The sequence below is a fragment of the Streptomyces sp. 7R007 genome (assembly GCF_054850255.1).
Window position 1 is genome coordinate 23,346 of sequence record NZ_JBTWMV010000005.1, and the last position, 13,433, is coordinate 36,778.

Below are 13,433 nucleotides of genomic sequence, written 5' to 3' on the forward strand. Positions count from 1 at the left end.
GTCGGCGTCAGAACTTGGCCGCGGCGGAGGGCGCCTTGAGCGTGCCCAGGTACTTGTGCCACAGGTGCGTCGGGTCGTTCTCGACCGCCTCGACGATCTCCCGCATCGCCGCGAGGGCCTTGGGCTCCCCGTCGTACACGTCGCCCTGCAGCATCTTCAGGACGTCCAGGCGGTAGCGCGGGTCCTGGACGAACGCCGTGAAGAGGATGTTGAGGCGGTAGTAGATCGAGATGAACTCGTACCAGTTGTTGACCGCGCCCCGGAGCGTGTTGACGTAGGTGTCGAAGCGCTCCTTGCGGAAGTCGCCGGCCTTGTGGGCGGCGATGATGTCCGCGGCGGCGAGGCGGGCGCTGTTGAGCGCGACGCTGACACCGCTGGAGAAGATCGGGTCGACGAACCGGGCCGCGTCGCCGATCATCACGAGCGAGTCGTCGGCGATCTTCGTCAGGGCGTAGCTGTAGTCGCCCTCGGACTTGAACGGCTTGACCTGGCGCGAGTTCTTGAGCGCGTCACGCAGCGCCGGACGGCTGCCGATGGTGTCCCAGAAGAAGGTCTCCAGGTCGTTCTTGGCGGCCTTGAAGCGGGCCTTCTGCGTCACGACACCGATGGAGGTGATGGTGTCGGTGATCGGGATCTGCCAGACCCAGGTGTCTTCCAGCGGCAGGAAGTGGATGAAGATGTAGTCGGCCTGGTCCTTGTTGACAGCGAGGGCCTTGCGGTCGAAGTCGTCGAACCAGGTGTGCACCGCGTACTGGTTGAAGACCGGGTCCGGCTCCTTGCACTTGAGCTGCGAGCCCATCATCGTACGGCGGCCGGAGGCGTCGACGACCATGCGGACCGGGACGCCGATCGGCTGGTTGCCGACCTTGGCCTGGATGACGGGGCGGTCGCGCTCGGTGAAGTCGACGCGGTTGACGCGGACGCCGTGGTAGACCTTGGCGCCCAGGGACTCGGCGTTCTGCAGCAGGATCTGGTCGAACTTGCCGCGGTCCACGTGGAAGGTGTGGTCGCGGTCGACGCCGGCCTGGTCGCGCTCGCTGAAGAGGACCTCGGCCGCGCGGAAGTCGTGGTCCAGGCCGGTGAAGCCCATGTGGTCGATGTCCCGGTCCTCCGCGGAGGTCCAGGCGGCGCCGTACTTCTTCGGGAAGCCCGCGGCCTCGACCGCCTCCATGGCGCCGGTCTCGATCAGGACCGGGGTGGTGGCCGGCACGAGGGACTCCCCGACGTGCTCGCGCGGAAAGGTCTCCGCCTCGAACACCACCACGGACAGGCCCGCCTTGGCGAGGTACGCGGCCGCGCTGGAGCCGGCCGGTCCGCCGCCGATGATGCCGATGTCGTAGTCGTAGGTCGCCTGGTTCTCGGTTGCCTCGGACAACGTGATCTCCTGTCGTGATGTGGTGTCGGGCGGCGTTCCGTCGCGGTCGCTCAGCGCGCGCCGGGCGGGCGCGCGCGGGTCAGTCGCGGTCGCTCAGCGCGCGCCGGGCGGGCGCGCGCGGGTCAGCGGAGGGTCAGCACCAGGTCGGTGATGCTGTCCAGGTTCTGGAAGTTGGAGCCGGTCAGCTCGGTGGGGGGGATGTTGGTTCCCAGGTCGTCCCGGATGAACGTCAGCAGTTGGGCCGTGTTCATCGAGGTGAGAATCCCCCACTCCAGGAGCGGGGTGTCCGGGGCGAGGCCCTGCGAGTCGGGCTCGGAGAGCAGTCGCTCCTGGACGAACTCGGTGAGCTGGGAGAGCAGTTCTTCGCGGTCACTGGCCACGCCATGCCTCCTTGGGACGCGTTGAGGGCGGGTGCGGCAAAGAGCTCAACACTCGTTGATTTCAACGCCTGATGATGTCATTTCCTGATGAACTCTACTAGTGTTGAGTTTCGCGTCAAGGGGCCAACTGCGACCGACGAACCCGAGGTTGGAGGCGCCATGAACCGAATGCGATACGGTCCGCCCGCAGGTGAGACGCACGTCTTCGTCGTCCCCGAACCCGCGCCGGGAGCGCGCCGGGAAGCGCTGCTCAGCCGCTGCGTCGGGGTGCTCGCGCCGGACGAACGGCGCCGCTTCGGCCGTATCGTGCCGTCGGCGCGCACGCTGTACGCCTGCTCGCACGCGGCGCTGCGGGCCGTGACCGCGCTGTACTCGGGTCGTCCCGCGACCGACGTCCGCTTTGCGCGCGGGAAGTTCGGGAAACCGTATGTGACCGGCGATCCCGGGCTGCGGGTGAGCCTCTCCCACACCGAGGGCCTCGCGCTCGTCGCGGTCAGCCGGGACGGGCCGGTCGGCGTGGACGTCGAACGCGTCAAGCCGCTGCGCGACCCGGCCGGACTGCGCCGCCAGATCCTCTCCGACTGGGAGGCGGAGCGCTGCGCGACCTCTGACGACGTCTCCCTGTTCACCAGCTGGACCTGCAAGGAGGCCGTCCTCAAGGCCCTCGGCAACGGCCTCGCCGGCGACCTCGCGGCCGTGTGGGTGACACCGGGCCGGCGCCGCGACGGGCCGGTGACCGTGCACCGCGCGCCGGGTGCGGCGGGGCGAGCGTGGCGGCTCCAGCTCATCGACGTGGGGGAGGAGTACCGGGCGGCGGTCGCGGTGGCGAGCGGGGGCGGCTTGGTGCGGGTGTTCGGTCCGGGGGTGGGCGTGTCCGACAGGGTCGCCGGCGTGCTGCTCCACTTCTCGGGTCTCGGAGTGCTGGGTCCCGGGGTGCGCGTGCCCGATTCCGTTGCCGGCCTGCCGACGCCCGCCTCGGGCCCCGGCACTCCTGCCCCCGGTGGTCTTCAGGCCCCTCCTGCCCTTCCGCCGTACCACCCCGGACCCGCCGCGGTGCCCAATCCCGGCCCCTCTGCGGCGGCCAACCCCGGCCCCTCCGCGGCGGCCCATCCCGAACCCTCCGTGGTGGCCAACCCCGGGCCGGTGTCTCCGGCCCCGGAAACCCCACCCCCGACCTCCATCCCACGTCCGACCTCGACCCTCATCCCACCCTCGACCCCGATCCCACGCACGACCTCCACTCTCATCCCACCCCCACCCCCCGACCCCGATCCCACGGCCGACACCACTCCCCACCTCAGCCCCCGGTCCAGCCCCCACCCCACCTCCACCCCCACCTCGCAGCCCCTCCCGGAACGGCCCACCCCGTCGGCCTCTTCCTTGGTCGGCGTGTCTTATGTGAAGGAGATTCCGACATGCAGCTGAGTTCCACAGGAGCCGCGGCGTCTGCCCTCCGTGCGTTCGCCGCGCCCGCCGACGCGCCCACCCTGCTCTGCCTGCCCCACGCCGGAGGCGCCGCGCGGGCGTTCGCGAGTCTGCGGGCCGCCGTGCCGTCGCTCGCGCGCACCGTGCTGCTGGAGCTGCCGGGGCACGGCACCCGTATGACCGAACCCGTCCGGGACGACTTCGCCGACGTGCTGGACGACCTCGCGCGGTCCTCCGCACCGCACACCACGGGCCGGTACGTGCTGCTGGGCCACAGCATGGGCGCCGCCTTCGCCTACGAACTCGCCCGGCACTGGAGCGCGTTGGGGCGCCCGCCCGCCGGGGTGATCCTCGTCGGGCGCAACGGTCCCACCGCCCGGCGGCCGTTCCCGGACATCCACCGCCTCGCCGCCCCCGCGTTCCTGGACGCCGTGCGCCGGCTCGGCGGCACCCCGCCGCAGCTCTTCGAACGCCCCGAGCTCATCGAGCTGTTCGTGCCGGTGCTGCGCGCCGACTTCACCCTGTCGGAGACGTACGAGCCGCTGCCCGGACCGCCGCTCGCCTGCCCGCTGTGGGTGTGCGCCGGGACCGACGACCCGATGGTCGACGACGCCGGGCTCCGGGACTGGGAGAACCACGGCACCGGCGAGGTGCGCATCGAGTGGCTGCCCGGCGGCCACTTCCTGCTCGACGACGCGGCCTTCCACGCCTACGTGAGCGGGGTGTTGCGGGTCCTGCCCGGCTGACGCCCGCCGCACGCGAAACGCCGCCGGCCTTCCCCCGTCACCCAGGGGGAAGGCCGGCGGCGTTTCGCGCGGCGCTCAGGCAGCCGGCTGTGCCGTCAGCTCGGAGAACTGGGCCCTCCAGTACGCCAGCGGCATCTGCGTCGTGCTCACGTCGCCGTGCACGATGCGACCGACCAGGATCTGGTGGTCGCCCGCCAGATAACTGCTGGTCAGCATGCACTCGGCGGTGGCGACGTTGTCATCGAGCACCGGCGCCGCGATGCGCTTGCCCGGCGTCCACCGCACGCCGGAGAACCGCTCGGGCACCGGCGAGGCGAACGTCTTCGCGGTCTCCGCCATCCCGGAGGACAGGAAGTTCACCGCGAACACCGAACTCTCGTGAATGGCCTCCAGGGTGGCGCTGGGGTGTTTGACGCAGACCAGCAGCAGCGGCGGCGACGCCGACACGCTGCACACCGCGCTGCACGTCAGCCCACGCGGCTCGCCGTCGGACGTGACGCTGGTGACCACGCTGACCCCGGTGGGCAGCGACCCCATCACCGAGCGGAACGTGTGCAGGTCCACCTGGTCCAACACGGGCTGGACGGAACGGAGTTGTTCAGGCATCTGTAGATCCTCGTCGTCGGTAAGGCCCAGGCGGGCCAGGGCCGCGGACATCGGCGGACGCCGTCCTCAGGAGTCGACGGACGTGATGCGCTCCAGCAGGGCCTGACGGTCCGTCTTGCCGTTGGCCGTCAGGGGCAGTTCGTCGGCCACGTGCACCGCGTCGACCACCATGTACAGGGGCAGCCGGTCGGCGCAGTCCCGCTTGAGCTCCAGCAGACCGGGCGCCTTGTCGCCCTCGGGCACCACCACGGCGTGGATGCGGGCGTCCAGACCGCTGCCCACCACCACGCAGGCCGCGGCGGCGACCTTCGGGTTGGCGGCGACGACGGACTCCACGTCGCCGAGCTCGATGCGGTGGCCGCGCACCTTCACCATGTGGTCGCGCCGGCCCACGTACTCCAGCATCCCGTCGGGACCCATCCGGCCGATGTCCCCGGTGAAGTAGGCGCCCTGCTGCGGCTCACGGCCCCAGTAGCCGAGCATCACCGTCGGACCGCTGACCACGATCTCGCCCTCCCGCTCGCGCGGCGGGTGGATGCGGATGCGGTCGCCGGAGGCCGGGGCGCCGATCGGCAGCGGACGGGTGCTGCCCAGGTCCCGTTCGGTCACCTCGTAACTGGTGCACACGTTGGTCTCAGTGGGGCCGTACCAGTTGAACATCCGTACGTCCGGCCAGGCCTTGCGCAGTTCGTGCACCTGCTGGATGGGGAAGGGCTCGCCGGCGAAGATGCACACCCGCAGGTCCTCGGGCGGGTCGCCGGCCAGCAGGTCGCCGCGCTGCATCATCAGGATCAGCGCCGAGGGCACCGAATACCAGACGCTGATGCGCTCGCCCCGCAGCAGCGTGGCGAGTTGGGAGGGGTCGTAGGCGAGGCCCTCGGGGATCAGGAAGACCGAGGCGCCGGCGGCGAAGGCGCCGTACAGGTCGAAGACGGAGAGGTCGAAGTTGAACGGGGCGTGGTTGGAGAGCCGGTCGGCCGCGGTCAACCCGGTCTCCTTCACGGCCCAGTTGACGAACGACAGGGCGTTGCGGTGGCTGATGCACACGCCCTTGGGCTCGCCGGTGGAGCCGGAGGTGTAGAGGATGTACGCGGCGTCGTCGGGCTCGTTGTCGTGGACGGGCGGCGCGTCGGCGGCCGGCGCCTCCTCGCGTACGTCGTCGAAGGCGGCCAGCGGCAGTTCGGCGGGCCAGTCGTGGTCGGCGGCGCGCCGGATGCCGTCGGCGTCGGCGACCACCAGGGCCGGGGAGCAGCCGGCGGCGATGCGCTGGACGCGGGCGGCCGGGTTGTTGGCGCTGACCGGGACGTAGATCGCGCCGACGCGCAGCGCGCCCTGCATCAGGGCGATCGCGTCCACGGTCTTGTGGGTCCACAGCACCACCCGGTCGCCGGGCCGCACCCCGCGCCGGTGCAGGGCGGCGGCGTAGCGGTCGGCGAGTTCGTCGAGTTCCCCGTAGCTGTGCACCCCCTTGGAGGTGCGCACCGCCGTGGCGGCCGGGTCCCGCCGGGCGGAGTCGATGACCAGTTGGTGGAGCCTCACAGCCCTATCTCCTTCACTATCAGTTGGCGCTGGATGTCGGAGGTTCCGGAGAAGATCGTGCTGGGCACGGCGTCACGCAGGGCGGCCTCGATGCCGTCCTCGCGCAGGTAGCCGCGGCCGCCGAAGACGCGTACGGCGTCCGAGGCGGAGGCCAGCACGCCCTCGGAGACGGCGAGTTTGGACAGGGCGATCTCCAGCACGGAAGGGTCGCCCTGGTCCATCGACCAGCAGGCGCGGTACAGCAGCAGCCGCGCGCTCTCCAGGCGCAGCTTGATGTCGGCGATGCGGTTGGACACCGACTGGAATTCACCGATCCGGCGCCCGAACTGGCGCCGCTCGCGGGCGTGCGTCACGCACTGCTCCAGCAGCCGGTCGAGCAGCCCGATGTAGAGGGCGAACAGGCAGGCGCGTTCCCAGCCCATGGAGTGCTGGAAGATGGCGGCGCCCGCGCCGACCCCGCCGAGCACGTTCTCCTCGGGGACGAAGCAGTCCTGGAAGGTGACGGCGCCAGCCGGGCAGGAGTGCATGCCCATCTTCTCGTACGGCGGTCCCACGACGACCCCGTCGGCCGTGCGGTCGATGACGAAGCCGGTCACGCCGAGGAAGCCCGCCTTCGGATTCACAGTCCCGTAGGCCACGTACACGTCGGCGGCCGGGCCGTTGCTGATGAAGCTCTTGGTGCCGTTGAGGACGTATCCGCCGTCCACGGCCGTCGCGATCATGCCGAGCCGGGAGGAGTCGGAGCCGGCCTCCGGCTCCGTCATCGCGTTGCCCGCGATCAGCCGGCCGGCGGCCAGCTCGGGCAGCAGCCGGCGCCGCACCTCCTGGCTGCCGAACTCGGCGATGGGCACCGAGCAGGCGAAGGTGTGCGCCGCCGCCCCGAACACCAGCCCGGTGTCGGCGCAGCCGCGGCCCACCGCCTCCACCACCCGCGCGGTGTCCAGCGCGCCGAGGCCCCCTCCGCCGTACTCCTTGGGCAGGCAGGATCCGAGCATGCCGATCTCGCCGAGCCGCAGCCAGTCCTTGCGGCTGTAGAACCCGCCGGTCGGCGGTGTGGGGAAGGCGGCCCGGGTCGCCTCCAACACCCGGTTGTAGCGGGCCTGTTGCTCTGCTTTCCAGCCGAACTCCACATCTGCTCCTGGGGTACGGGGAAGGGGACGCCCTCCCGCGGCGGTCGCTTCTCAGTCGGTACGGGACGAGGGCAGGCGCAGGTTCCGCGGGCCGACGTAGCGCAGCCGCGGATGGATGCCTCCCTGCTGGGTCCGCTGTTCCTCGACGTGCGCGAGCCAGCCGGGGACCCGGGCGGCGGCGAACATCGGGACGAACAGGTCGGAGGGCATGCCGAGCATGTGGTAGATCGCGGCCGCGTAGCAGTCCACGGTCAGATAGGGGCGCGGGCCCTTCGACGGATGGGCGGCGGTGCGCACGGCGTCCAGGACCTCCAGGACGTGCTGGCCGTCGGGGCTGCCGCCGCGGAACCGGCGGGCCGCCTCGCGCAGCGGGCGCACCCGGGGATCCTCCCCGGCGTAGGAGTTCTGGCGGGCGCGCTCGCTGCGGGCCTGGTCGACGCGGCCGCGCAGATAGGCGGCGGCGGTGCCGGGGTCGCGCTCCTCCCGGGCCAGGTCGATGACCTGGTGGGCGGCACCACCGTGCAGCGGGCCGGTGAAGGTGGCGAGCGCCACGGTCATGGTGGCGAAGATGTCGGCGCCGGTGCCGGCCGCGACCCGGGCGGCGAACGCCGAGGCGTTGCAGCCGTGTTCGGCCTGCAGGATCAGGCAGAGGTCGACCAGCCGCACCCGCTCCGGGTCGCGGGGCAGGCCCAGCATGTGCAGGATGTTCTCGGCGTGCGACAGCTCCGGTTCGGGCCGCGGCAGCCGGCGGCCGGTGCGGGCGGCCTGCTGGATGGCGAAGATGGTGGGGATGCGCGCCACCAGGCGTTCGCCGAGGTCGATGTGGGCCGCCGGGTCGGCGTCCGCCTCCGCCGCCACCGCGAGCGCGGAGACCGCGGTGCGCAGCACGCTGGAGGTGCTGCACCCCGCGTTGAGCACGAGGTTGGTGGCCACCATGGCGGGCATCTCGCGGGCCGCGGCGAGCCGGGCGCGGAAGGCGGTCAGTTCGTCGGGGTCGGGCAGCCAGCCCCGGATGAGCAGGTGGACGACCTCCTCGAAGGTGACCTTGCCGATCAACTCCTGGACCGGGTAGCCCCGGTAGGCCAGCCGGCCGCGCACCGGGTCCACCTCGGAGATGCGGGTCTCGCCGAACACCACCTCGTCGGGGGTGAGCCGGTCGGCGGGACCGGGCAGCGGCGGGGCGATGGCGGAGGCGTCCGGCGGAGCCTTCATCGAGGACAGTTCGGCCAGGCGTTCGTCGTAGAACTCGCGCAACTGGCCTACGGACTCGATGCGTTCGATGAGGTGGTCGTCGAGGGTGGTGCCCAGCTCGTGCTCCAGGTGGACCTGGAGTTCCACAGCGGTGAGGTCGTCCCAGCTGGACACGGCGCGCAGCCGCATCTCGTCTCCGATGAACTCCGACGGCATGTCGAAAACCCGGGACAGCGTGCTGATGACGGGGTGCACCTGGACCATCTCCTTCGTTGTACGTTGCGTCCCGCCCGGCGGCCGCGGGCCGGGCGGGCGGCCGGTCAGCCGGCCAGATCGGTGGCCTGCTCCGCGGGTTCGGGCATCCGGACCACGGAGGCCGGGGGGCGCGTGGTGACCAGGCCGAGTTTGTGGGGGAACAGGTACGGCAGCAGGGGGCCGGTCATCGCGGTGGTGATCAGCGCCATGAGGACCATCTCGGTGAACAGCGTCTCGTCGAGCACACCGAGGCTCAGTCCGACGCCGAGGATGATCAGTTCGGTCAGGCCGCGGGTGTTCATCAGGACGCCGACGCCCGTGGACTCACGCCAGTTCAGGCCGAAGGAGCGGGCCGGCAGTCCGGCGCCGAGCAGCTTGCCGGCCACCGAGGCGGCGAGGATGAGGCCCAACTCGCCCCAGGCGCGGGCGGAGAGCCCCGCGACGTCGACGTTGAGACCGGTGATGATGAAGTACACGGGCAGCATCAGCTCGCCGGCGTGCTGCAGCGGGCGGACCATCCGCTCCTCCAGCATGACCTGCGGCTTGCGCGGCATGACCAGGCCGAAGGCGAAGGCGCCGAAGATGGGGTGGATGCCGATCTTCGAGGTGGTGTACGCCGACAGCAGCAGGCCCGCCGTCACCAGGGCGGCGAGATAGGCCCCGGTGCCCTTCTTCGCCACCCGGGCGACCGCCTTGTGCAGCAGCGGGCGGACCACGACGATCATCGCGGCGCCGTAACCGGCCGACATCCACAGCGTGTCGGTGAACCCGGACGGCCCCGAGGCGGTGACCACCGCGACCACCGCGGCCAGCAGGCACCAGGCGAGGACGTCGCCGAAGGCCGCGCTGGTGAGCGCGAGCGCGCCGATGGCCGTACGGCTGAGGCCGTTGTCCTTGAGGATGCGGGCCAGCACCGGGAAGGCGGTGATCGACATGCTGACGCCCAGGTACAGGGTGAAGGAGAACATCGGCACCTTGTCGCCGTCGACCACCGAGTGGTGGTGGTAGAGCAGCGCGGCGACGCCCATGCCGAGGGCCAGCGGGGTGAGGATGCTGCCGGCCGTCACGGCGACCACGGAGGTCTTGCGGCGCCGCATGGAGGCCCAGTCCAGCTCCCAGCCCACGGTGAACATGAAGAGGAGCAGCCCCAGTTGGGCCACCATGGACAGTAAGGGGCGCACGTTGTCCGGGAAGAGGCGATGGGTCAGGTCGCCCGGGAAGAGGCCCAGCAGGCTCGGGCCCAGCAGGATGCCCGCGGTGATCTCGCCGATGACGGCGGGCTGACGGACCCTGCGCGCCACATAGGCGAGTGCCGTTCCGGCGATCAGGATGCCGGCGATCCCGGCGATGGCGGTTGCCTGCAGGGATTCGAGCTGATGCGGTGTCACGGCAGCTCCCTCGGATGCCTGGGAATCTCGAACAAAATTCAACGAGCAGAGAACTCAACTGCCGATGAGTTTTGCATGCGGAGTCGGTGCGGACAAGGGGCGTCGGCCCGATGTGAGCCTTGCGGACGGGGCTTGCTGCGGCCTTGTCTGCGTGTAAAACTCCTTACCTGTTGAGTTCATCCTTTGTTGAGTTCTTGGGTGCGAACCGTCGAGCTCTGCGGCAACGCACCGAACCGCGGAAGGTGGTGCCGGCTCATGCGTGAACTGGTGGAGGCCATCGAGTCACCGGACTCGGTGCCGGCCGACGTGGCGGCCGTGGGGGTGCCCGGCTCCTACCGGGCCGCCGTGCTGCACAAGGCGGAGGCGGGCATGTTCGAGGGCGTCCCACTGCGCGAGCGGCGTCCCGCGGACTCCCTGCACATCGAGGAGGTGCCGACGCCCGAACCGGGCCCCGGCGAGGTCCTGGTGGCCGTCATGGCGAGCGCCGTGAACTACAACACCGTCTGGAGCGCGCTGTTCTCGCCGGTGCCCACCTTCGCCATGCTGGAGCGCTACGCCCGCCTCGGCGGCCTCGCCGCCCGGCACGACCAGCCGTACCACGTCATCGGCTCCGACCTGGCCGGCGTCATCGTCAAGTGCGGCCCCGGCGTACGGCGTTGGGGCATCGGCGACCGGGTCGTGGCGCACTGCGTCTCGGTCGAACTGGAGGACGCCGAGGGCCACGGCGACCCCATGCTCGACCCCGAGCAGCGCATCTGGGGCTACGAGACCAACTACGGCGGCCTCGCCGACCTCGCCCTCGTCAAGGCCACCCAGCTGCTGCCCAAGGCGGAGCACCTCACCTGGGAGGAGGCCGCCGTCCCCGGCCTGGTCAACTCCACCGCCTACCGCCAGCTGGTCACCCCCAACGGCGCCGGCATGAAACAGGGCGACAACGTCCTGATCTGGGGCGCCGTCGGCGGCCTGGGAAGCTACGCCACCCAGCTCGCCCTGGCCGGCGGCGCCACCCCCATCTGCGTAGTGTCGTCACCCGAAAAGGCCGAGCTGGCACGGTCGTTGGGCGCCGAGCTGATCATCGACCGCAGCGCCGAGGGCTACCGCTTCTGGCGCGACGAGCGGACCCAGGACCCCGCGGAGTGGAAGCGCTTCGGCTCCCGCATCCGTGAACTGACCGGCGGCGAGGACGTCGACATCGTCTTCGAGCACCCCGGCCGCGAGACCTTCGGCGCCTCCGTGTACGTCACCCGCAAGGGCGGCACCATCGTCACCTGCGCCTCCACGGCCGGCTACGTCCACGAGTACGACAACCGCTACCTGTGGATGTCCCTGAAGCGGATCATCGGCACCCACTGCGCCAACTACCGCGAGGCCTGGCAGGCCAACCGCCTCATCGCCAAGGGCAGGATCCACCCCACCCTCTCGCGCACCTACGACCTCGACGACGTCGCCCAGGCCGTGGACTCCATCCACCGCAACCAGCACCAGGGCAAGGTCGGCGTGCTGTGCCTCTCGCCCGCCGAGGGCCTGGGCGTCCGCGACCCCGAACTGCGCGCCCGCCACGAACCGGCCATCAACCGCTTCCGGGACGCCGCCCGGCAGACCGCCAGGACACGGCTGAGCGAGGTGGCGGCATGAGCACCGCACGGACACCGCGATCCGCGGACGGCGCCCTCGGCATCGTCGGCATCGGCACCATCGGCGGCGCCCTGCTGCGGCGGGCCGTGCTCGCCGGGCACTCCGTCGTCGTACGCGATCCGCGGCCCGACGCGCGCGAGCGGCTGACGCAGCTGTTCGACTCGCCCGAGCAGGCACGCGCCGCCGGCCGGCACATCCGGCTCGCCCGCAGCTGGGCGGAGTTCGCCTCGGCCCGGGTCGTGGTCGAGGCCGTGCCCGAACGTCGGGACACCAAGGCCGAGGTGCTGCGCGAACTCGACCGGGTCTGCCCGGCCGACACCGTCCTCGCCACCACCGCCTCGGCGCTCTCCCTCACCGACCTCGCCGCCGCCTCCGGCCGGCCCGGCAGGGTCGTCGGCCTGCACCTGCCGCTGCCCACGGCCGGCCTCGTCGAGATCGGCCGCACGGTCATCGCCGACGCCTCCGCCGTCGCCCGGGTACGCGATCTGGCCGGCGCGCTGGACCTGCGGAGCGTGACCGTCGGCGACCGCCCCGGCCTGATCTCCGCCGCCCTGCTGTTCGGCTTCCTCAACCAGGCCGTCACCATGTACGACCAGCGGGCCGCCGGACACGACGACATCGACGCCGCCATGCGCTACGGCTGCGGGCTGCCGCACGGGCCGTTCGAACTCCTCGACGTCATCGGCACGGACACCGCCTGCGACATCCTCGACGCCCTCGCCGCCCGCTGCGACGAGCCCGCCTTCCAACCCGCCCGCCGGCTGCGGCACATGGCCCTCGCCGGCCTCCTCGGCCGCAAGTCCGGCCGGGGCTTCTACGACTACCGGGAGCAGGCCGGCAGCACGGCCCCTGCCCCCGCCCGCCGCTCGCAGGGCGCCTCCCTGGTGCGCCGGGTCGGCGTCGTCGGCACCGGCACCATGGCCACCGGCATCGCCGAGGTCTTCGCCAAGGGCGGCCTCGACACGCTGCTCGTCGGCCGCAGCGACGAACGGGCCAAGAGCGCGTGGGAGGCGGTCGCCGCCTCCACCGGGCGGGCCGTGCGGCGCGGCAGGCTGACCGAGGCGGACCAGACGGCCGCGCTGGAACGGCTGGACCCCACCGGCGACGCCGACCGGCTCGCCGACTGCGACCTCGTCATCGAGGCCGTCGCGGAGGAACTCGACGTCAAAAAAGCGCTGTTCGCCCGCCTCGGCGCGGTCTGCGGGCCGGGCGCGCTGCTCGCCACGACCACCTCCAGCCTGCCGGTGATCGAGTGCGGTCTCGCCTCCGGGCGCCCCGAGGACGTCATCGGCCTGCACTTCTTCAACCCGGCCCCCGTGATGCGGCTCGTCGAGGTGATCCCGTCCCTGGAGACGGCACAGCGGCACGTCGACACCGCCCGCACGGTGTGCCGGCGGCTCGGCAAACACCCCGTGCAGTGCATGGACCGGCCCGGCTTCATCGTCAACGCGCTGCTCTTCCCCTACCTCAACGGGGCCGTGCGGCTCGCCGAGAGTCACTACGCCGGCGCGGACGACATCGACGCGGTGATGAAGCACGGGTGCGGATACCCGCTCGGGCCCTTCGAACTGCTCGACGTGATCGGCCTCGACGTGTCCCTGAGCATCCAGCGGGTCCTGCACGACGCCGACCGGCGCCCCGGCACCGTACCGGCACCGCTGCTGGGCCACCTGGTGGCCGCCGGTCGAGCGGGACGCAAGTCGGGCGCGGGGTTCCGGGTCTACGGCTGACCCGGCACCGCAAGGGACGTCAGGACGTCAGGA

Annotated in this window: 11 protein-coding genes; 4 read left to right on the forward strand and 7 right to left on the reverse strand. The window is 71.6% G+C overall.

What is annotated here, in order from left to right; genetic code table 11:
* Positions 1 to 7: 7 nt before the first annotated feature.
* Together ACYF6T_RS08460 and ACYF6T_RS08465 are read right to left on the reverse strand one after the other, a co-directional pair.
* Positions 8 to 1,375, reverse strand: coding sequence for an NAD(P)/FAD-dependent oxidoreductase (locus ACYF6T_RS08460; protein WP_461694796.1), 1,368 nt, complete (start codon positions 1,373 to 1,375; stop codon positions 8 to 10).
* A 122-nt stretch (positions 1,376 to 1,497) separates the two neighbouring features.
* On the reverse strand, positions 1,498 to 1,755 hold the full coding sequence (locus ACYF6T_RS08465) for an acyl carrier protein (protein WP_461694798.1): 258 nt from the start codon (positions 1,753 to 1,755) through the stop codon (positions 1,498 to 1,500).
* Positions 1,756 to 1,914: 159 nt separating this feature from the next.
* Here ACYF6T_RS08465 and ACYF6T_RS08470 point away from each other — a divergent pair, with 159 nt between their 5' ends.
* Complete coding sequence (locus ACYF6T_RS08470; protein ID WP_461694799.1) at positions 1,915 to 3,180, forward strand: 4'-phosphopantetheinyl transferase family protein; 1,266 nt, start codon at positions 1,915 to 1,917, stop codon at positions 3,178 to 3,180.
* Entirely contained in the window at positions 3,171 to 3,926 is a 756-nt protein-coding gene (locus ACYF6T_RS08475; RefSeq protein WP_461694800.1) for a thioesterase II family protein, read from the forward strand. The genes ACYF6T_RS08470 and ACYF6T_RS08475 overlap by 10 nt, the downstream gene beginning before the upstream one ends.
* 75 nt (positions 3,927 to 4,001) lie before the next feature.
* Here the strand turns inward: ACYF6T_RS08475 and ACYF6T_RS08480 are convergent, their stop codons facing one another.
* The 5 genes from ACYF6T_RS08480 to ACYF6T_RS08500 form a co-directional block, all read right to left on the reverse strand.
* Positions 4,002 to 4,532, reverse strand: a complete 531-nt coding sequence (locus ACYF6T_RS08480; RefSeq protein WP_461694801.1) for a flavin reductase family protein — start codon at positions 4,530 to 4,532, stop codon at positions 4,002 to 4,004.
* Positions 4,533 to 4,598: 66 nt separating this feature from the next.
* A complete protein-coding gene (locus tag ACYF6T_RS08485) occupies positions 4,599 to 6,071 on the reverse strand; it encodes an amino acid adenylation domain-containing protein (protein WP_461694803.1) in 1,473 nt (490 codons plus the stop codon).
* Complete coding sequence (locus ACYF6T_RS08490) at positions 6,068 to 7,201, reverse strand: acyl-CoA dehydrogenase family protein (RefSeq protein WP_461694805.1); 1,134 nt, start codon at positions 7,199 to 7,201, stop codon at positions 6,068 to 6,070. The genes ACYF6T_RS08485 and ACYF6T_RS08490 overlap by 4 nt, the downstream gene beginning before the upstream one ends.
* 51 nt (positions 7,202 to 7,252) lie before the next feature.
* Positions 7,253 to 8,656, reverse strand: coding sequence for a citrate/2-methylcitrate synthase (locus ACYF6T_RS08495; RefSeq protein ID WP_461694806.1), 1,404 nt, complete (start codon positions 8,654 to 8,656; stop codon positions 7,253 to 7,255).
* Between the two features lie 56 nt (positions 8,657 to 8,712).
* The gene (locus tag ACYF6T_RS08500) at positions 8,713 to 10,035 is read right to left on the reverse strand and encodes a cation:proton antiporter (RefSeq protein WP_461694807.1); all 1,323 of its coding nucleotides are present in this window, start codon (positions 10,033 to 10,035) and stop codon (positions 8,713 to 8,715) included.
* Positions 10,036 to 10,290: 255 nt separating this feature from the next.
* Between ACYF6T_RS08500 and ccrA the strand changes: the two genes are divergently transcribed.
* Positions 10,291 to 11,670 (forward strand): crotonyl-CoA carboxylase/reductase, encoded by a 1,380-nt coding sequence (gene ccrA / locus ACYF6T_RS08505; protein WP_461694809.1) that lies wholly within the window; start codon positions 10,291 to 10,293, stop codon positions 11,668 to 11,670.
* Entirely contained in the window at positions 11,667 to 13,400 is a 1,734-nt protein-coding gene (locus ACYF6T_RS08510; protein ID WP_461694810.1) for a 3-hydroxyacyl-CoA dehydrogenase family protein, read from the forward strand. The genes ccrA and ACYF6T_RS08510 overlap by 4 nt, the downstream gene beginning before the upstream one ends.
* Positions 13,401 to 13,433: the final 33 nt, after the last annotated feature.

Coding starts and splice junctions, on each gene's coding strand:
- ACYF6T_RS08470 (WP_461694799.1), top strand. CDS start 1,915: ATGAACCGAATGCGATACGGTCCGCCCGCAGGTGAGACGCACGTCTTC.
- ACYF6T_RS08475 (WP_461694800.1), top strand. CDS start 3,171: ATGCAGCTGAGTTCCACAGGAGCCGCGGCGTCTGCCCTCCGTGCGTTC.
- ccrA (WP_461694809.1), top strand. CDS start 10,291: ATGCGTGAACTGGTGGAGGCCATCGAGTCACCGGACTCGGTGCCGGCC.
- ACYF6T_RS08510 (WP_461694810.1), top strand. CDS start 11,667: ATGAGCACCGCACGGACACCGCGATCCGCGGACGGCGCCCTCGGCATC.
- ACYF6T_RS08495 (WP_461694806.1), bottom strand. CDS start 8,656: ATGGTCCAGGTGCACCCCGTCATCAGCACGCTGTCCCGGGTTTTCGAC.
- ACYF6T_RS08480 (WP_461694801.1), bottom strand. CDS start 4,532: ATGCCTGAACAACTCCGTTCCGTCCAGCCCGTGTTGGACCAGGTGGAC.